This is a genomic window from Pseudomonas tructae (genome assembly GCF_004214895.1).
Taxonomy (GTDB): domain Bacteria; phylum Pseudomonadota; class Gammaproteobacteria; order Pseudomonadales; family Pseudomonadaceae; genus Aquipseudomonas; species Aquipseudomonas tructae.
Genome location: NZ_CP035952.1, coordinates 5,154,328 through 5,174,209, shown reverse-complemented (window position 1 = coordinate 5,174,209; position 19,882 = coordinate 5,154,328). Strand labels below are relative to the sequence as shown.

At 57.5% G+C, this 19,882-nt stretch carries 13 protein-coding genes, 2 tRNA genes and 3 rRNA genes; 17 read left to right on the top strand and 1 reads right to left on the bottom strand.

The annotated features are described in order from the left end of the window. Positions 1 to 92: 92 nt before the first annotated feature. From mrcB to EXN22_RS23590, 17 genes are all read left to right on the top strand, one after another. On the top strand, positions 93 to 2,414 hold the full coding sequence (gene mrcB / locus EXN22_RS23675; RefSeq protein ID WP_130266328.1) for a penicillin-binding protein 1B: 2,322 nt from the start codon (positions 93 to 95) through the stop codon (positions 2,412 to 2,414). Positions 2,415 to 2,438: 24 nt separating this feature from the next. Further along, entirely contained in the window at positions 2,439 to 3,200 is a 762-nt protein-coding gene (locus EXN22_RS23670) for a hypothetical protein (RefSeq protein WP_130266327.1), read from the top strand. Then, positions 3,200 to 3,529 carry a YqcC family protein gene (locus EXN22_RS23665; protein WP_130266326.1) on the top strand — a complete coding sequence of 110 codons (330 nt, stop codon included), beginning with the start codon at positions 3,200 to 3,202 and terminating at the stop codon, positions 3,527 to 3,529. The genes EXN22_RS23670 and EXN22_RS23665 overlap by 1 nt, the downstream gene beginning before the upstream one ends. Positions 3,530 to 3,951: 422 nt before the next feature. Continuing rightward, positions 3,952 to 5,676 (top strand): acetolactate synthase 3 large subunit, encoded by a 1,725-nt coding sequence (locus EXN22_RS23660; RefSeq protein ID WP_130266325.1) that lies wholly within the window; start codon positions 3,952 to 3,954, stop codon positions 5,674 to 5,676. A 2-nt stretch (positions 5,677 to 5,678) separates the two neighbouring features. Beyond that, the gene (gene ilvN, locus EXN22_RS23655) at positions 5,679 to 6,170 is read left to right on the top strand and encodes an acetolactate synthase small subunit (protein WP_010223016.1); all 492 of its coding nucleotides are present in this window, start codon (positions 5,679 to 5,681) and stop codon (positions 6,168 to 6,170) included. Between the two features lie 50 nt (positions 6,171 to 6,220). Further along, positions 6,221 to 7,237 (top strand): ketol-acid reductoisomerase, encoded by a 1,017-nt coding sequence (gene ilvC / locus EXN22_RS23650; protein ID WP_130266324.1) that lies wholly within the window; start codon positions 6,221 to 6,223, stop codon positions 7,235 to 7,237. A gap of 146 nt (positions 7,238 to 7,383) precedes the next feature. Then, entirely contained in the window at positions 7,384 to 8,241 is an 858-nt protein-coding gene (gene pssA / locus EXN22_RS23645) for a CDP-diacylglycerol--serine O-phosphatidyltransferase (RefSeq protein ID WP_010223018.1), read from the top strand. 63 nt (positions 8,242 to 8,304) lie between these two features. Further along, a complete protein-coding gene (gene msrP / locus EXN22_RS23640) occupies positions 8,305 to 9,318 on the top strand; it encodes a protein-methionine-sulfoxide reductase catalytic subunit MsrP (RefSeq protein ID WP_130266323.1) in 1,014 nt (337 codons plus the stop codon). Continuing rightward, the gene (msrQ, locus tag EXN22_RS23635; RefSeq protein WP_130266322.1) at positions 9,318 to 9,938 is read left to right on the top strand and encodes a protein-methionine-sulfoxide reductase heme-binding subunit MsrQ; all 621 of its coding nucleotides are present in this window, start codon (positions 9,318 to 9,320) and stop codon (positions 9,936 to 9,938) included. The genes msrP and msrQ overlap by 1 nt, the downstream gene beginning before the upstream one ends. A 490-nt stretch (positions 9,939 to 10,428) precedes the next feature. Further along, a 16S ribosomal RNA gene (locus EXN22_RS23625) occupies positions 10,429 to 11,965 on the top strand. Positions 11,966 to 12,050: 85 nt separating this feature from the next. After that, a tRNA-Ile gene (locus EXN22_RS23620) sits at positions 12,051 to 12,127 on the top strand. Positions 12,128 to 12,137: 10 nt separating this feature from the next. After that, positions 12,138 to 12,213, top strand: a tRNA-Ala gene (locus EXN22_RS23615). A gap of 223 nt (positions 12,214 to 12,436) precedes the next feature. After that, positions 12,437 to 15,326: ribosomal RNA gene (locus tag EXN22_RS23610) — 23S ribosomal RNA — on the top strand. 144 nt (positions 15,327 to 15,470) lie between these two features. Then, a 5S ribosomal RNA gene (gene rrf / locus EXN22_RS23605) occupies positions 15,471 to 15,586 on the top strand. The 16S, 23S and 5S rRNA genes sit together here with 2 tRNA genes alongside, the layout of an rRNA operon. Positions 15,587 to 15,773: 187 nt before the next feature. After that, the gene (locus EXN22_RS23600; protein ID WP_130266321.1) at positions 15,774 to 16,433 is read left to right on the top strand and encodes a paraquat-inducible protein A; all 660 of its coding nucleotides are present in this window, start codon (positions 15,774 to 15,776) and stop codon (positions 16,431 to 16,433) included. After that, positions 16,420 to 17,043, top strand: coding sequence for a paraquat-inducible protein A (locus EXN22_RS23595; protein WP_130266320.1), 624 nt, complete (start codon positions 16,420 to 16,422; stop codon positions 17,041 to 17,043). The genes EXN22_RS23600 and EXN22_RS23595 overlap by 14 nt, the downstream gene beginning before the upstream one ends. Next, positions 17,036 to 19,336: a PqiB family protein gene (locus EXN22_RS23590; RefSeq protein ID WP_130266319.1), complete on the top strand. Its 2,301-nt coding sequence runs from the start codon at positions 17,036 to 17,038 to the stop codon at positions 19,334 to 19,336. The genes EXN22_RS23595 and EXN22_RS23590 overlap by 8 nt, the downstream gene beginning before the upstream one ends. A gap of 134 nt (positions 19,337 to 19,470) precedes the next feature. Here the strand turns inward: EXN22_RS23590 and rpsT are convergent, their stop codons facing one another. Beyond that, a complete protein-coding gene (rpsT, locus tag EXN22_RS23585) occupies positions 19,471 to 19,749 on the bottom strand; it encodes a 30S ribosomal protein S20 (RefSeq protein WP_010220592.1) in 279 nt (92 codons plus the stop codon). Between the last annotated feature and the right edge of the window lie 133 nt (positions 19,750 to 19,882).

Here is a 19,882-nt window from a genome sequence, read left to right as displayed (position 1 = left end):
TTCGAATGGGCCATTATGGCCGCAAGCGCGGCTGCTGCAAACCGCCGGAGGGCGCCTGTCGATGAGCGATAAAGTGCGTATAATCCGCCGCCATGACTCGATCCCGATCCCCCCGTACCGCTAAAAAACGCCCGTCTGGCCGCTCGCGTGCCTGGCTGGGCTGGGCTTTGAAGCTCAGCCTGGTCGGCCTTGTGCTGGTGGCGGGCTATGCCATTTACCTCGACGCTGTGGTCCAGGAGAAATTCTCCGGCAAGCGCTGGACCATCCCGGCCAAGGTGTATGCCCGGCCGCTGGAACTGTTCGTTGGGCAGAAGTTGAGCAAGGCCGACTTCCTGATCGAGCTCGATGCCCTCGGCTATCGCCGCGAAAGCGTCGCCAACGGCCCGGGTGCAGCGGCGGTCAACGGCAACAGCGTCGACCTCAATACCCGCGGCTTCCAGTTCTATGAAGGCATGGAACCGGCGCAAGGCGTCAGCGTGCGCTTCTCTGGCGACTATGTTGCCGGCCTCAGCGGTGCCAACGGCACCAAACTTGATGTGGTGCGCCTGGAGCCGCTGCTGATCGGCGGCCTGTACCCGAAAAACCTCGAAGACCGTATCCTGATCAACATCGATCAGGTGCCGCCGTATCTGCTGGAAACCCTGGTGGCGGTGGAAGACCGCGACTTCTATAGCCACTTTGGCGTGTCACCCAAGTCGATTGCCCGGGCGGTGTGGGTCAACACCTCGTCCGGAGCCATGCGTCAGGGCGGCAGTACCCTGACCCAACAGTTGGTGAAGAACTTCTACCTGACCAACGAACGCAGCCTCAGCCGCAAGCTCAATGAAGCGATGATGGCCTTGCTGCTCGAGCTGCATTACGACAAGCGTGAAATCCTCGAGGCCTACCTCAACGAAGTGTTCGTCGGCCAGGATGGCCAGCGCGCGGTGCACGGCTTTGGTCTTGCCAGCCAGTTCTTCTTCAGCCAGCCGCTGTCCGAGCTCAAGTTGCATCAGATCGCCTTGCTGGTGGGTATGGTCAAGGGCCCTTCCTATTACAACCCACGGCGTTATCCGGAGCGGGCCACAGTGCGGCGTAACCTGGTGCTCGATCTGCTGGCCGAGCAGGGCGTCGCCACCCCGGAAGCGGTGGACGCGGCGAAGAAGATGCCACTGGACGTCACCAAGCGCGGGAGCCTGGCCGACAGCTCGTACCCGGGCTTCCTCGACCTGGTCAAACGCCAGCTGCGCCAGGACTACCGTGACGAAGACTTGACCGAAGAAGGCCTGCGCATCTTCACCAGCTTTGACCCGATCCTGCAGATGAAGTCCGAAGCTGCCATGGGCGAGACCTTCAAGCGCTTGGCCGGGCGCAAGGGTGCAGATGAAGTCGAAGCGGCGATGGTGGTGACCAACCCGGAAACCGGTGAAGTCCAGGCCCTGATCGGTAGCCGCCAGGCCGGTTTTGCCGGCTTCAACCGCGCCATCGATGCCGTACGGCCGATCGGCTCGCTGGTCAAGCCTGCGGTGTACCTGACCGCCCTGGAAAAACCGAGCAAATACACCCTGACCAGTTGGGTGCAGGACGAGCCGTTCTCGGTCAAGGGGGCTGACGGCCAGGTGTGGCGGCCGCAGAACTATGACCGGCGCTCCCATGGCACGATTTACCTGTATCAGGGCCTGGCCAACTCCTACAACCTGTCGACCGCCAAGCTGGGCCTGGAACTGGGCGTGCCCAATGTGCTCAAGACCATCGGCCGGCTGGGCGTGAATGTCGATTGGCCAGCCTTCCCGTCGATGATGCTCGGCGCCGGCGGCATGTCGCCGATGCAGGTCGCAACCATGTACCAGACCCTGGCCAACGGCGGCTTCAACACCCCGATGCGTGGCATCCGCAGCGTGCTGACCGCCGAGGGCGAGCCGCTCAAGCGTTACCCGTTCCAGATCCAGCAAACCTTCGATCCGGGTGCCATTTATCTGGTACAGAACGCCATGCAGCGGGTGATGCGCGAAGGCACCGGGCGTTCGGTCTACAGTGTGCTGCCAAGCTCGTTGACCCTGGCGGGCAAGACCGGTACCAGTAACGATTCCCGTGACAGCTGGTTCGCAGGCTTCAGCCAGGACCTGCTGGCGGTGGTGTGGCTGGGCCGTGATGACAACGGCAAGACGCCGTTCACCGGTGCCACCGGTGCCTTGCAGGTCTGGACCAGTTTCATGCGCAAGGCCGACCCGCTGCCGCTGGACATGCCGTTGCCTGATAACGTGGTGCAGGCCTGGATCGATCCGCACAGCGGTCAGGGTTCGGATGCCAGTTGCCCGGGCGCGGTGCAGATGCCGTATATTCGTGGCAGTGAACCGCCGGCCGGAGCCGCCTGTGGCGGTGAGCCGGATCCTGCCGAGTCCGTCATGGACTGGGTCAAGGGTTGGATGAATTAAGCATTAGCCTAAAGAGGGTGTGCAGTGAACAAGTGGTTGTTTCCCGCCTTGACGGCGCTGACTTTGCTCAACGGCTGCGCCAGCAATCCGCGCGGCTCGATTCCCGTGGTCGATTCCAGTACCCGGGTGTCCAATAGCGAGCGGGTCACGGCCAACCGTGGCGCGCCTGCGCAGGTCAACAACGGTACGCGTCAGGCTCAGGCCGTGCCGCAGGATTCCGGGGTAATGGTCATGGTCCCGCAGGGTGCCGGTGCCGCGCCGATCCAGACTTTCCCGGCCTCTACCGGCGCTGCGCCCATCAGCACCGGCCCGATTACCCCGGGGCCGAGCAGCTCGGCACCGTTCGACAGCAGTTCGACCAACGCCGGCAGCTACACCATGCCAAGCACCAGCGCACCCAGTGCGCCGAGCGGCATTCCGCGCTCCAGCGCTGCCAGCGGCGGCTTGTCGGCTGACGAACAACTCGACGGCCCGGTGCTGGCACTGTTGACCACCGCCCAGCAACAACAGAGCGGTGGCGACTACAACGGTGCTTCGTCGAGCCTGGAGCGTGCTCAGCGCATTGCCCCGCGTGAGCCGCAAGTGCTTTATCGCCTGGCACAGGTGCGCCTGGCCCAGGGTGATGCCGCGCAGTCCGAGCAACTGGCGCGCCGGGCACTGACCTACGCCAACGGCCGTCCTGACCTGCAGGCCGGGTTGTGGAACATCATTGCCCAGTCGCGCGAGAAACAGGGTGACTCGGCTGGCGCAGCGCTGGCCCGGCAGAAAGCCCAGGTCAGCCTGTAATGGACCCACGCATTCTTGATATCGCCGATCATCTGCTGTTGATCGAGCACGAACTGCATGCCCAAGGCTGGTGGAGTGAGGATTTGCCTACGCCGCAAGCGTTGGCGAGCAGCGTGCCGTTCGCGGTCGACAGCATGAGCTTCGATCAGTGGCTGCAGTGGATCTTTCTGCCCAAAATGAAAGAGATTCTCGAAAGAGGGCTGCCATTGCCCAATGCCTCCGGCATCCTGGTCATGGCTGAAACGGTATACGCCGACCGCCCGGAGCAAAGCCGCGAGCTACGCAGGCTGCTAGCAGAGTTTGACCAATTGATCAGTCCTTCTGCCTGAATTTCCCTCTTTTCACCCTTGGAGCCACAGATTGTGGCTCTTTTTGTTTGTATTGTTTGTTTTTCTGCTGCTGTCAAAGGCAATAGTGGTGGCTGCGGATCATCCTCGCGCAAAATTGGCAATAATTTTTCTTGACTTGCGCGCGCCGAAAAAGAAGAATCCAGATTCCGCTGTAGAGGGACTGCCAGAAGCAGACCCGCTAAGCAGATCATGAGGCGCACACCCGCGCCGACCTGTAACACCCCGCAACGCGTTACCTCGCGCTGGGTGGGAAAACCCCGCAACACTCTGGGGCGCTCCCAATACTTGCTCAGTCAGTGCTGACGTAGTCGGCGATTCCGTCGCTCATGCTCTGCTTGGCAGTAAACCTATTAAGACCCGTCCACCGTGGACGGTATTCTGGCGTTTTAGAGGTGAACAACGTGGAGCTTTTATCTGGCGGTGAGATGCTCGTCCGCTTTTTGCGCGACGAAGGCGTCAAATACATCTATGGGTACCCAGGTGGTGCTCTCCTGCACGTCTACGACGCCCTGTTCAAAGAACCTGAAGTGACCCACATCCTGGTGCGTCACGAGCAGGCCGCGACCCATATGGCCGACGGCTATGCCCGTGCCACCGGTAAAGCCGGCGTGGTGCTGGTGACTTCCGGTCCAGGCGCAACCAACGCCATTACCGGCATTGCCACCGCGTACATGGACTCGATCCCGATGGTCATCATCTCCGGTCAGGTGCCTAGCACCATGGTCGGTACCGATGCCTTCCAGGAAACCGACATGATCGGTATTTCCCGGCCGATCGTGAAACACAGCTTCATGGTCAAACACGCCTCGGAAATCCCTGAAGTCCTGAAAAAAGCCTTCTATCTGGCGCAATCCGGTCGCCCGGGTCCGGTCGTGGTCGATATCCCCAAAGACATGACCAACCCTGCGGAAAAGTTCGAATACGTCTACCCCAAAAAGGTCAAGATGCGTTCCTACAGCCCGGCTGTAAGGGGGCACTCGGGGCAGATTCGCAAGGCTGCCGAAATGCTCCTGGCCGCCAAGCGTCCGGTGGTCTATGCCGGCGGCGGGGTCATCCTCGGTGGCGGCTCTGACGCCCTGACCGAAGTTGCGCAGATGCTCAACCTGCCGGTCACCAATACGCTGATGGGCCTGGGTGGCTATCCGGGTACCGATCGCCAGTTCCTCGGCATGCTCGGCATGCACGGCAGCTACACCGCCAACCTGGCCATGCACCACGCTGACGTGATTTTCGCCGTCGGTGCGCGTTTCGACGACCGCGTGGTCAACGGCCCGGCCAAGTTCTGCCCGAATGCCAAGGTTATCCACATCGACATCGACCCGGCGTCGATTTCCAAGACCATCAAGGCCGACGTGCCGATTGTTGGCCCGGTCGACAGCGTGCTGACTGAAATGGTCGCCACCTTGCGCGAAATCGGCGAACAGCCGGACAAAGCCGCCATGGATGCCTGGTGGAAGCAGATCGAAGAATGGCGTGGCGATCGCGACATGTTCCCTTACCAGAAGGGTGACGGCAGCGTGATCAAGCCGCAGACCGTGATCGAAACCCTCTGCGAAGTGACCGGCGGCGACGCCTTCGTGACTTCCGACGTGGGCCAGCACCAGATGTTCGCGGCGCAGTACTACCGCTTCAACAAACCCAACCGCTGGATCAATTCCGGTGGCCTGGGCACCATGGGTTTCGGCTTCCCGGCGGCCATGGGCATCAAGCTCAACTTCCCGGACCAGGACGTTGCTTGCGTCACTGGCGAGGGCAGTATCCAGATGAACATCCAGGAGCTGTCGACCTGCCTGCAGTACGACCTGCCGGTGAAGATCGTCAACCTGAACAACGGCGTTCTGGGCATGGTCCGTCAATGGCAGGACATGTCCTACAACAGCCGTCACTCGCACTCCTACATGGAATCGCTGCCTGACTTCGTCAAGCTGGCCGAAGCCTATGGTCACGTGGGGATCCGCATCACCAGCCTGAAAGACCTCAAGCCCAAGCTCGAGGAGGCGTTCGCCATGAAGGACCGGTTGGTGTTCATCGATATCCAGGTCGACAACAGCGAGCACGTCTACCCGATGCAGATCAAAGACGGCTCTATGCGCGATATGTGGCTGAGCAAGACGGAGCGGACCTAATCATGCGGCACATTATTTCCCTGCTGTTGGAAAACGAACCCGGTGCCTTGTCTCGCGTGGTCGGTCTGTTTTCGCAGCGTAACTACAACATCGAAAGCCTGACGGTGGCGCCAACCGAAGACCCGACCCTGTCGCGTCTGACGTTGACCACGGTCGGTCATGATGAGGTGATCGAGCAGATCACCAAAAACCTGAATAAGCTGGTTGAAGTCGTCAAGTTGGTCGACCTCTCGGAAAGCGCGCACATCGAACGTGAACTGATGCTGGTCAAGATCAAGGCCACGGGTGCACAGCGAGCCGAGATCAAACGCACCACCGATATCTATCGTGGGCAGATCGTCGACGTCAGCAGCAGCGTCTATACCGTGCAGCTGACTGGCGCCAGCGACAAGCTTGACAGCTTCATTCAGGCCATCGGTACCGCGTCCATTCTCGAAACAGTGCGCAGCGGCGTTACCGGCATTGCCCGTGGCGACAAAGTGCTCAGCATCTAACTCAAAAAATTAGCGATGGCCCTATGGGCCGAGATAACAGGGGTATTTTCATGAAAGTTTATTACGACAAAGACTGTGACCTTTCCATCATCCAGGGCAAGAAAGTTGCCATCATCGGTTACGGCTCCCAAGGCCACGCCCAGGCGTGCAACCTGAAGGACTCCGGTGTGGACGTCACTGTCGGTCTGCGTAAAGGTTCGGCCACCGTTGCCAAAGCCGAAGCTCACGGCCTGAAAGTTGCCGATGTAGCGAGCGCTGTCGCCGGTGCCGACCTGGTCATGATCCTGACCCCGGACGAGTTCCAGTCCCAGCTGTACAAGAACGAAGTCGAGCCGAACATCAAGAAGGGCGCCACCCTGGCCTTCTCCCACGGTTTCGCCATCCACTACAACCAGGTCGTTCCACGCGCCGACCTGGACGTGATCATGATCGCGCCAAAAGCGCCAGGTCACACCGTACGTTCCGAGTTCGTCAAAGGCGGCGGCATCCCTGACCTGATCGCGATCTACCAGGACGCTTCGGGCAATGCCAAGAACGTTGCCCTGTCCTACGCCGCAGGCGTCGGTGGCGGCCGTACCGGCATCATCGAAACCACCTTCAAGGACGAGACCGAAACCGACCTGTTCGGCGAGCAGGCCGTTCTGTGTGGCGGTACCGTCGAGCTGGTCAAGGCCGGTTTCGAAACCCTGGTTGAAGCGGGCTACGCGCCAGAAATGGCCTACTTCGAGTGCTTGCACGAACTGAAGCTGATCGTGGACCTCATGTACGAAGGCGGTATCGCCAACATGAACTACTCGATCTCCAACAACGCCGAATACGGCGAGTACGTGACCGGCCCTGAAGTCATCAACGCCGAATCCCGTCAGGCCATGCGCAACGCTCTCAAGCGCATCCAGGACGGCGAGTACGCCAAGATGTTCATCAGCGAAGGCGCCACCGGCTACCCTTCGATGACTGCCAAGCGTCGCAACAACGCTGCCCACGGCATCGAAGTCATCGGCGAGCAACTGCGCTCGATGATGCCTTGGATCGCAGCGAACAAAATCGTCGACAAGGCCAAGAACTGATCTTGACCTGATGCGATGAAAACGCGGCTTCGGCCGCGTTTTTTCGTTTAGACGGTCAGCTTCTGGTATAAAGCTTCATCGTTTGTCGGCGAACCCTCGCCGCAGACGTCAGTCGAAACTTTCCAAACCGTTGCAAGGTAATGTCCATGAGCGAACGTCCCGAAGAGCCGAACAAGGCCTCCGACGCCGAAAGCCTGCTACCGATCGATGAGCATGTTGAAGAAGGGCATGACGCCGAAGGACGCAAGGTTCGGCATCGCGGCATCTATCTGCTGCCCAACCTGTTCACCACTGCGAACCTGTTCGCCGGTTTCTATTCGATCATCAACTCCATGAGTGCCCAGGCAGCCCTCAGTGCGGGTGATCCACGTGAGGCGAGCAAGTACTTCGCCTTTGCCGCCATCGCCATTTTCGTCGCCATGGTCCTCGATGGCCTGGACGGCCGGGTGGCGCGCATGACCAATACCCAGAGCGCCTTCGGTGCCGAGTACGACTCGCTGTCGGACATGGTCGCCTTCGGTGTCGCCCCGGCGTTGCTGGCCTTCGGCTGGGCCCTGGGTGACATGGGCAAGGTCGGCTGGATGGTCGCCTTCATCTATGTGGCGGGTGCCGCGTTGCGTCTGGCGCGTTTCAACACCCAGGTCGGCAAGGCCGACAAGCGCTACTTCATCGGCCTGGCCAGCCCGGCTGCGGCCGGTGTGGTGGCCGGTACCGTGTGGGCCTTCAGCGACTACGGTATCCAGGGCTCGAAGCTGTCGTTCCTGGTGGCGTTGCTGGTGGCGGCGGCGGGTATGCTGATGGTCAGCAATATCAAGTACAACAGCTTCAAGGAGCTGGACCTCAAGGGCCGCGTACCGTTCGTAGCGATCCTCGCGGTGGTCCTGGTGTTCGCGGTAGTCTTCAGTGATCCACCGCGCATTCTGCTGCTGGTGTTCCTCGGCTATGCAGCCTCCGGGCCTGTGCAATACCTGTTGCGCATGCGTCGGCGGAAAAACATCGAGTGATGTAATTTCGCTAGGGCTCCGTAGTCTACTGGTGCATCAGTCCTCCAGTTCTACGGAGCCATCATGCTCATCAAGCTGTCCAAAGCCTCCGATTGCAAAGAATCGGAAATCACCCCCGAATCCCTTTATGTCTCGCGCCGTGCCATGCTCGGCGGGTCGCTGGCTGCCCTCGCGGCCACTGCGCTGCCGCGCTGGGCCAGTGCTGCCGACGCTTCACGCTATGCCGATGTCGAGGCGGGCAGGGCGCCTGGCTGGTTCAGCGACAAGCTCGCCGCGACCAAGTGGCAAGCCGTGACGGCGCCGGGGGAGGCGATCACGCCGTTCAAAGATGCCACTCACTACAATAACTTCTACGAGTTCGGCACCGACAAGGGTGATCCGGCTGCCAATGCCGGCAGCCTGAAAACCGAGCCCTGGACCGTAGTGGTCGATGGTGAAGTGGGCAAGCCCGGGCGCTATGCCCTGGAAGACTTCATGAAACCCTACCAGCTGGAGGAGCGCATCTATCGCCTGCGCTGTGTAGAGGCCTGGTCGATGGTCATTCCCTGGTTGGGTTTTCCGTTATCGGCACTGCTCAAGCAGGTCGAGCCAACCTCCAAGGCGCGCTTCATCCGCTTCGAAACCCTGCAGGACCCCAAGAGCATGCCCGGCCAGCGCTCAAGCTTTGCCCTGATCGACTGGCCTTATATAGAAGGCTTGCGCCTGGATGAGGCGATGAACCCGCTGGCGATCCTTGCTGTCGGCATGTACGGGCGCGAACTGCCCAGCCAGAACGGTGCGCCGTTGCGCTTGGTGGTGCCCTGGAAGTACGGCTTCAAGAGCATCAAGTCGATCGTACGCATCAGTCTGGTCGAAGAGCAGCCGCGCACCACTTGGCAGGCGATTGCCCCTGAAGAATATGGCTTCTATGCCAACGTCAATCCCGAGGTCGATCACCCGCGCTGGACCCAGGCCCGTGAACGCCGCTTGCCCAGCGGGCTGTTCAGCCCCAATGTGCGGCCTACGCAGATGTTCAATGGCTATGCCGAAGAAGTGGCAGGGCTGTACAGCGGCCTCGACCTGCGGAAGAACTACTGATGCGCTATCCACTGTTCAGGCTCGGCATTTTCATCCTGGCCAGTATCTGGCCGCTGTGGTGGTTGTATGAAGCAGCCATGGAGGCCCTTGGTCCGGACCCGGGCAAGATCCTGGTCGATCGCCTGGGGTTGGGGGCTTTGATCTTCCTGTTGATAACCTTGAGCATGACGCCCTTGCAGCGCCTTACCGGTTGGTCAGGGTGGATCATCTCGCGGCGCCAGCTGGGGTTGTGGTGCTTTGCTTATATAGTGCTGCACTTGAGTGCCTACATGTTCTTTGTCCTGGGCCTGGATTGGGGGCAGTTGGGTATCGAGCTGAGCAAGCGGCCCTACATCATTGTCGGCATGCTGGGCTTTGTCGGCCTGTTGACCTTGGCGGTGACATCCAATCGCTATAGTCAGCGTCGCCTGGGCGCACGCTGGAAAAAACTGCACAAGCTGGTGTATGTCATCCTCGGCCTGGGTCTACTGCACTTTCTTTGGGTGGTGCGCGCTGATCTTAAAGAGTGGTCTATATATGCCGTTATTGGTTTGTTCCTGCTGGCCTTGCGTATTCCCGCGCTTGAGCGGCGAATCCCGCGGCTGGCAACGCGTAAAACGGCGCCTTTGAAACAAAGTTGAAATAAGCCCTTGACGCGCTATTGAATCTCTCTATAATTCGCCCCTCTTCCGGCGCAGTCGGAACTGAAAACTCTTTGATTTTCAATGAGTTAGCAGTTTCAGGGTATTCCGGAAGGGCTTCGATCGAAAGATCGCTAGCGGTGAAAAAGGCGGTTGACAGCGGATTGAAACGCTGTAGAATTCGCCTCCCGCTAACGAGAGATCGCAGCGAGTCAAGTGCTTGAAGTGAAACGAAAAACTTCAAAATAAACGCTTGACAGACCCTGAGGAAAGCGTAGAATGCGCGCCTCGGTTGAGACGAAAAGCTCTTAACCAACCGCTCTTTAACAACTGAATCAAGCAATTCGTGTGGGTGCTTGTGAGCTCAGACTGATAGTCAAAGAGATTATCAGCATCACAAGTGGCTACACGAAAAATCGAAAGATTTGAAAGTAAGTCATTTGAGATTGCTGAGCCAAGTTTAGGGTTTTCTCAAAACCCAAGCAGTATTGAACTGAAGAGTTTGATCATGGCTCAGATTGAACGCTGGCGGCAGGCCTAACACATGCAAGTCGAGCGGATGAGAGGAGCTTGCTCTTCGATTCAGCGGCGGACGGGTGAGTAATACCTAGGAATCTGCCTGGTAGTGGGGGACAACGTTTCGAAAGGAACGCTAATACCGCATACGCCCTACGGGGGAAAGCAGGGGACCTTCGGGCCTTGCGCTATCAGATGAGCCTAGGTCGGATTAGCTAGTTGGTGAGGTAATGGCTCACCAAGGCGACGATCCGTAACTGGTCTGAGAGGATGATCAGTCACACTGGAACTGAGACACGGTCCAGACTCCTACGGGAGGCAGCAGTGGGGAATATTGGACAATGGGCGAAAGCCTGATCCAGCCATGCCGCGTGTGTGAAGAAGGTCTTCGGATTGTAAAGCACTTTAAGTTGGGAGGAAGGGTACTTACCTAATACGTGAGTATTTTGACGTTACCGACAGAATAAGCACCGGCTAACTCTGTGCCAGCAGCCGCGGTAATACAGAGGGTGCAAGCGTTAATCGGAATTACTGGGCGTAAAGCGCGCGTAGGTGGTTCGTTAAGTTGGATGTGAAATCCCCGGGCTCAACCTGGGAACTGCATCCAAAACTGGCGAGCTAGAGTAGGGCAGAGGGTGGTGGAATTTCCTGTGTAGCGGTGAAATGCGTAGATATAGGAAGGAACACCAGTGGCGAAGGCGACCACCTGGGCTCATACTGACACTGAGGTGCGAAAGCGTGGGGAGCAAACAGGATTAGATACCCTGGTAGTCCACGCCGTAAACGATGTCAACTAGCCGTTGGAATCCTTGAGATTTTAGTGGCGCAGCTAACGCATTAAGTTGACCGCCTGGGGAGTACGGCCGCAAGGTTAAAACTCAAATGAATTGACGGGGGCCCGCACAAGCGGTGGAGCATGTGGTTTAATTCGAAGCAACGCGAAGAACCTTACCAGGCCTTGACATGCAGAGAACTTTCCAGAGATGGATTGGTGCCTTCGGGAACTCTGACACAGGTGCTGCATGGCTGTCGTCAGCTCGTGTCGTGAGATGTTGGGTTAAGTCCCGTAACGAGCGCAACCCTTGTCCTTAGTTACCAGCACGTAATGGTGGGCACTCTAAGGAGACTGCCGGTGACAAACCGGAGGAAGGTGGGGATGACGTCAAGTCATCATGGCCCTTACGGCCTGGGCTACACACGTGCTACAATGGTCGGTACAGAGGGTTGCCAAGCCGCGAGGTGGAGCTAATCTCACAAAACCGATCGTAGTCCGGATCGCAGTCTGCAACTCGACTGCGTGAAGTCGGAATCGCTAGTAATCGCGAATCAGAATGTCGCGGTGAATACGTTCCCGGGCCTTGTACACACCGCCCGTCACACCATGGGAGTGGGTTGCACCAGAAGTAGCTAGTCTAACCTTCGGGAGGACGGTTACCACGGTGTGATTCATGACTGGGGTGAAGTCGTAACAAGGTAGCCGTAGGGGAACCTGCGGCTGGATCACCTCCTTAATCGACAGACATCAGCTGTCTTATGAGCTCCCACACGAATTGCTTGATTCATTGAAGAAGACGATATCGGTAACAGCTCTTGACTGGGTCTGTAGCTCAGTTGGTTAGAGCGCACCCCTGATAAGGGTGAGGTCGGCAGTTCGAATCTGCCCAGACCCACCAGTTTCTTGTTGGGGCCATAGCTCAGCTGGGAGAGCGCCTGCCTTGCACGCAGGAGGTCAGCGGTTCGATCCCGCTTGGCTCCACCACCCCTTTGTTACCATGTCAAAGCTTAGAAATGAATATTCGCTTCGAATATTGATTTCTGAACTTTTTCAGAATCGTTCTTTAAAAATTTGGGTATGTGATAGAAAGATAGACTGAACAGCACTTTCACTGGTGTGTGTTCAGGCTAAGGTAAAATTTGTGAGACATTACAAATTTTCGGCGAATGTTGTCTTCACAGTATAACCAGATTGCTTGGGGTTATATGGTCAAGTGAAGAAGCGCATACGGTGGATGCCTTGGCAGTCAGAGGCGATGAAAGACGTGGTAGCCTGCGATAAGCTTCGGGGAGTCGGCAAACAGACTTTGATCCGGAGATCTCTGAATGGGGGAACCCACTCAGCATAAGCTGAGTATCTTGTACTGAATACATAGGTGCAAGAGGCGAACCAGGGGAACTGAAACATCTAAGTACCCTGAGGAAAAGAAATCAACCGAGATTCCCTTAGTAGTGGCGAGCGAACGGGGACTAGCCCTTAAGTGGCTTTGAGATTAGCGGAACGCTCTGGAAAGTGCGGCCATAGTGGGTGATAGCCCTGTACGCGAAAATCTCTTGGTCATGAAATCGAGTAGGACGGAGCACGAGAAACTTTGTCTGAATATGGGGGGACCATCCTCCAAGGCTAAATACTACTGACTGACCGATAGTGAACCAGTACCGTGAGGGAAAGGCGAAAAGAACCCCGGAGAGGGGAGTGAAATAGATCCTGAAACCGTATGCGTACAAGCAGTGGGAGCCTACTTGTTAGGTGACTGCGTACCTTTTGTATAATGGGTCAGCGACTTATATTCAGTGGCGAGCTTAACCGAATAGGGGAGGCGTAGCGAAAGCGAGTGTTAATAGCGCGTTTAGTCGCTGGGTATAGACCCGAAACCGGGCGATCTATCCATGGGCAGGTTGAAGGTTAGGTAACACTGACTGGAGGACCGAACCGACTACCGTTGAAAAGTTAGCGGATGACCTGTGGATCGGAGTGAAAGGCTAATCAAGCTCGGAGATAGCTGGTTCTCCTCGAAAGCTATTTAGGTAGCGCCTCATGTATCACTGTAGGGGGTAGAGCACTGTTTCGGCTAGGGGGTCATCCCGACTTACCAAACCGATGCAAACTCCGAATACCTACAAGTGCCGAGCATGGGAGACACACGGCGGGTGCTAACGTCCGTCGTGAAAAGGGAAACAACCCAGACCGTCAGCTAAGGTCCCAAAGTTATGGTTAAGTGGGAAACGATGTGGGAAGGCTTAGACAGCTAGGAGGTTGGCTTAGAAGCAGCCACCCTTTAAAGAAAGCGTAATAGCTCACTAGTCGAGTCGGCCTGCGCGGAAGATGTAACGGGGCTCAAACCATACACCGAAGCTACGGGTGTCACTTAGGTGACGCGGTAGAGGAGCGTTCTGTAAGCCTGTGAAGGTGAGTTGAGAAGCTTGCTGGAGGTATCAGAAGTGCGAATGCTGACATGAGTAACGACAATGGGAGTGAAAAACTCCCACGCCGAAAGACCAAGGTTTCCTGCGCAACGTTAATCGACGCAGGGTTAGTCGGTCCCTAAGGCGAGGCTGAAAAGCGTAGTCGATGGAAAACAGGTTAATATTCCTGTACTTCTGGTTATTGCGATGGAGGGACGGAGAAGGCTAGGCCAGCTTGGCGTTGGTTGTCCAAGTTTAAGGTGGTAGGCTGAGATCTTAGGTAAATCCGGGATCTTAAGGCCGAGAGCTGATGACGAGTTGCCATTAGGCGACGAAGTGGTTGATGCCATGCTTCCAAGAAAAGCTTCTAAGCTTCAGGTAACCAGGAACCGTACCCCAAACCGACACAGGTGGTTGGGTAGAGAATACCAAGGCGCTTGAGAGAACTCGGGTGAAGGAACTAGGCAAAATGGCACCGTAACTTCGGGAGAAGGTGCGCCGGTGAGGGTGAAGGACTTGCTCCGTAAGCTCATGCCGGTCGAAGATACCAGGCCGCTGCGACTGTTTATTAAAAACACAGCACTCTGCAAACACGAAAGTGGACGTATAGGGTGTGACGCCTGCCCGGTGCCGGAAGGTTAATTGATGGGGTTAGCTAACGCGAAGCTCTTGATCGAAGCCCCGGTAAACGGCGGCCGTAACTATAACGGTCCTAAGGTAGCGAAATTCCTTGTCGGGTAAGTTCCGACCTGCACGAATGGCGTAACGATGGCGGCGCTGTCTCCACCCGAGACTCAGTGAAATTGAAATCGCTGTGAAGATGCAGTGTATCCGCGGCTAGACGGAAAGACCCCGTGAACCTTTACTATAGCTTTGCACTGGACTTTGAATTTGCTTGTGTAGGATAGGTGGGAGGCTTTGAAGCGTGGACGCCAGTTCGCGTGGAGCCATCCTTGAAATACCACCCTGGCAACTTTGAGGTTCTAACTCAGGTCCGTTATCCGGATCGAGGACAGTGTATGGTGGGTAGTTTGACTGGGGCGGTCTCCTCCTAAAGAGTAACGGAGGAGTACGAAGGTGCGCTCAGACCGGTCGGAAATCGGTCGTAGAGTATAAAGGCAAAAGCGCGCTTGACTGCGAGACAGACACGTCGAGCAGGTACGAAAGTAGGTCTTAGTGATCCGGTGGTTCTGTATGGAAGGGCCATCGCTCAACGGATAAAAGGTACTCCGGGGATAACAGGCTGATACCGCCCAAGAGTTCATATCGACGGCGGTGTTTGGCACCTCGATGTCGGCTCATCACATCCTGGGGCTGAAGCCGGTCCCAAGGGTATGGCTGTTCGCCATTTAAAGTGGTACGCGAGCTGGGTTTAGAACGTCGTGAGACAGTTCGGTCCCTATCTGCCGTGGACGTTTGAGATTTGAGAGGGGCTGCTCCTAGTACGAGAGGACCGGAGTGGACGAACCTCTGGTGTTCCGGTTGTCACGCCAGTGGCATTGCCGGGTAGCTATGTTCGGAAGAGATAACCGCTGAAAGCATCTAAGCGGGAAACTTGCCTCAAGATGAGATCTCACTGGAGCCTTGAGCTCCCTGAAGGGCCGTCGAAGACTACGACGTTGATAGGTTGGGTGTGTAAGCGCTGTGAGGCGTTGAGCTAACCAATACTAATTGCCCGTGAGGCTTGACCATATAACACCCAAGCAATTTGACTACTCGAAAGAGCATCAGATTGCGGTGTTGTGAAGACACAAAGCCGAAGATTTGTACCTCACAAACCATCACATACCCGATTCGCTGGAGTGTCTTAAACAAGACCTTCTGGCAACAGAATTTCTTGACGACCATAGAGCATTGGAACCACCTGATCCCATCCCGAACTCAGTAGTGAAACGATGCATCGCCGATGGTAGTGTGGGGTTTCCCCATGTGAGAGTAGGTCATCGTCAAGATTAAATTCCGAAACCCCTATCTGCGCATGCAGGTAGGGGTTTTGTCTTTCTTGCGTTTGCCTCGACTGTAGGAGCGGGCTTGCCCCGCGATAGCATTCTGTCAGCCACATCGCATCGCGGGGCAAGCCCGCTCCCACCACGCCAGATCAGTTAGAATGGCCCCCTCGCGTTGACTCAGAAGTTCACTATGTCAGAACCTGCCGACCCTCATCAGCTCGCCGACCTGCCCCTGGATGACCTGGTGGCCTGTCACGAATGCGACCTGCTGATGCGCAAGCCTGTGCTCAAACAGGATGAAAAGGCGCATTGTCCGCGCTGTGGTTACGAGCTCTACGCCCATCGACATAATGTGGTCCAGCGCAGCCTGGCCTTGGTGCTGGCAGCCTTGCTGCTGTATGTGCCGGCCAACTTCCTGCCAATCATGCAATTGCACCTGCTGGGGCAAAGCTCCAACGACACCGTCTGGAGTGGCGTGGTCGGGCTGTACAACACAGGTATGGGCGGCGTGGCAGTGGTGGTGTTTCTCTGCAGCATGGCCATTCCTTTGCTCAAGCTGCTGTGCCAGTTGGCGGTACTGTTGAGTATTCGCCTGAATATCGGCCGCAGTTACGGTTTGTTGCTCTATCGGATTTATCACCATCTGCGCGATTGGGGCATGCTCGAGGTGTATTTCATGGGCGTGCTGGTGGCGATGGTCAAGCTGGTCGATCTGGCGGAGCTGAGCCTGGGTCTGGGCCTGGCCTGTTTTATCAGTTTGTTGTTGGTGCAGGTGTGGCTGGAGGTGGTGATGTCACCCCACCAGATATGGAGTGCTTTATCGGGGGAAGACCTGCATGCGTGCGATTGATGCTGGCATTCTGGTTTGTGGCGAATGCCATGAACTGAACCGCCAGGAGCCGGACAGTGACGCGCAAACCTGTAACCGCTGCGGGGCGGCGGTGCACGCACGGCGGCCGAACAGCCTGGTGCGAACCTGGGCGTTGCTGATCACTTCGGCGATCTTGTACATCCCGGCCAACGTGCTGCCGATCATGACCGTCAGCGCCCTGGGCCAGGGTAGCCCGGACACCATCATGTCCGGCGTCATCACCTTGATGAAGCACGGCATGCTGCCGATCGCTGCGGTGGTGTTCATCGCCAGTATCCTGGTGCCAACCTTCAAGCTGGTAGGTATTGCCTTGCTGCTTTATTCAGTGCAGCGCCACCAACCGTTGTCGGCCCGGCAACGCATTTTGATGTACCGCTTCATTGAATTCATCGGACGCTGGTCGATGCTGGATATTTTCGTGATCGCCATTCTGGTGGCGGTGGTGAATTTCGGCAGGATCGCCAGTGTCGAAGCCAATTGGGGCGCTGTCGCCTTCGCCAGTGTGGTGATTTTGACGATGCTCGCTGCAGTAACCTTCGATCCCCGACTGATTTGGGATAACACGGAGTCGGATGACGACCATGAGTGATTTGCCTACGGCTAAAACCCGCCCAGCTTCGAACTGGTCGGCCATATGGATATTGCCTCTGATCGCCCTGGTGATCGGCGGCTGGCTTGGTTGGCAGGCCTATCGCGAGTCAGGTGTGAACATCCAGGTCCGTTTTGAAAGCGGTGAGGGTATCGTCGCCAACAAGACCGAGGTGGTCTTCAAGGGCATGTCGGTCGGTAAGGTCAAAGAGCTGGTGCTGGATGCCAAGGGCAGTAGAACCGGGGTCATTGCCACCATCGAGATGAACAAGGAAGCCGAGCCCTACCTGAGCACCGGTACGCGCTTCTGGCTGGTCAAGCCAAGCGTCAGCCTGGCCGGGATCACTGGGCTTGAGACCCTGGTATCGGGTAACTATATTGCCGTAAGCCCAGGGCAGGGCGAGCCGACCAAGCGCTTCAAGGCGCTGGACGAGGCGCCGCCGCTGTCTGACAGCGAGCCAGGCCTGCACCTGACCCTCAAGGCTGACCGCCTGGGCTCGCTCAACCGCGACAGCCCGGTATTCTACAAGCAGATCCAGGTCGGTCGGGTGAAGAGCTATCGCCTGGCTGAAGACCAGGGCACGGTCGAGCTCAAGGTGTTCATCGAGCCGGCATACGCTGACCTGGTGCGCAAGCACACGCGTTTCTGGAACGCCAGTGGCGTCAGCATTGATGCCGACCTCTCAGGGGTCAAGGTGCGCAGCGAGTCGCTGGCCAGCATCGTCGCCGGAGGTATCGCGTTCGCCACGCCCGAGCACCGCAAGGACAGCCCGCCAACCGATCCGGGCCTGCCGTTCCGCCTGTACGAAGACTTCGATGCGGCCCAGGCCGGGATTCGCGCCAAGGTCAGGCTCAGTGACTTCGAAGGCCTGCAGGCCGGTCGTACCCCGGTGATGTACAAAGGCATCCAGGTAGGCTCGCTGAAGACCCTCAAGGTCGATGCCGACCTGTCGAGCGCCATGGCCGAACTGACCCTCGATCCGCTGGCCGAAGACTACCTGGTCGATGGCACGCAGTTCTGGGTGGTCAAACCATCGATCTCCCTGGCCGGCATCACCGGGCTGGAAGCGCTGGTCAAAGGCAACTACATCGCCATCCGGCCGGGTGACAAGGGTGCCACTCCGCTGCGTGAGTTCGAGGCGCGGGCCAAGGCGCCGCCGCTGGATCTCAAGGCGCCTGGGCTGCATCTGGTGCTGTACAGCGACAACCTAGGTTCCCTGGAAGTGGGTAGCCCGATCCTCTACCGTCAGGTCAAGGTCGGTACAGTGCAGAGCTACCAGTTCTCGAAGAAGAGTAAACGCCTGCTGATTGGCGTGCATATCGAGAAAGAGTACGCCGGCCTGGTCAACGGTTCGACGCGCTTCTGGAATGCCAGCGGCATCACCTTGAGCGGCGGTTTGTCGGGTATTCAGATCAAGAGTGAATCGCTGCAGAGCCTGATGGCCGGTGGTATCGCCTTCGACACACCTGTCCCGAACGTGGCGCTCAAGCGCCGTATTCCGTTCTTCAGCCTGTATGAGAATCAGGAAGCGGCCAACCGCAGCGGTACCACGGTAACCATTCGTGTCGAGCGTGCGGATGGCCTCAAGGTGGGTACACCAGTTCGCTTCAAGGGCCTGGATGTCGGCAAGGTCGAGCAGGTCGACCTGACCAAGGATCTGCAGGCGGTGCTGCTCAAGGCGCGAATTACCGAGGTGCCGGAGCGCATTGCCCGTGAAGGCACGCAGTTCTGGGTGGTCAAACCGGCCCTGGGCATCGTCAAGACTGCCAACCTGGAAACCCTGGTCACCGGCCAGTACCTGGAAGTGCAGCCGGCCGTGAAGAGTACAGGACCGCAACTGAGCTTCAACGCGTTGTCGCAGGCGCCGGACTTCTCCGAACGCGAGGCCGGCTTGTCGCTGGTGCTCAGTGCCCCGCGCCGGGGTTCGATCAAGCCGGGCGTGCCGGTCACTTATCGAGAGATTGCGGTGGGCAAGGTCACAGGTTTCGAATTGGGGCAGACCGCCGACCGTGTACTGATCCATATCCTGATAGAGCCCAAGTATGCAGCGCTGGTGCGCGGCGGTAGCCGGTTCTGGAACAGCAGTGGCTTCGGCTTTGATATCGGCCTGTTCAAGGGCGCAACGGTGCGTACAGAGTCGCTGGAAACCCTGATCGAGGGTGGCATTGCCTTTGCAACGCCGGATGGCGAGAAGATGGGTAACCCGGCTCGTCCGCAGCAGACCTTCGCCCTGTTCGACAAGGCTGAGGATGAATGGCTGCAGTGGGCACCGAAGATTCAGATTGGTAAGTAGTCGTTAGCGATCGCGGGGCAAGCCCGCTCCTACACTGTGGGAGCGGGCTTGCCCCGCGATATTTTTTGCCACCAACACAAATCGCAGGCAATAAAAAACCGACCCTGAGGTCGGTTTTTCAACAAGCATGTCGCTTAGGCAGCTGCAGCTTCTTTCAGCGCCTTGATGTGGCCATTCAGACGGCCTTTATGGCGAGCAGCCTTGTTCTTGTGGATGATACCTTTATCGGCCATACGGTCGATAACTGGAACAGCCAGAGTGTAAGCAGCTTGCGCTTTTTCGGCGTCTTTTGCGTCGATGGCTTTAACCACATTCTTGATGTAGGTACGAACCATGGAACGCAGGCTGGCGTTGTGGCTGCGACGCTTCTCAGCCTGTTTTGCACGTTTTTTGGCGGAAGGTGAGTTGGCCACCGTCGAGCTCCTCGAAAGACTTGGTAAATAGCAAACAAAATAGGCCGCGAATCATGCCGATGAGTTAATCGGTTGTCAAGGGCACTTGCATGGTTCCGCTGAGTGGTCGTTCTGTACAAGGGAGTGATTCCCT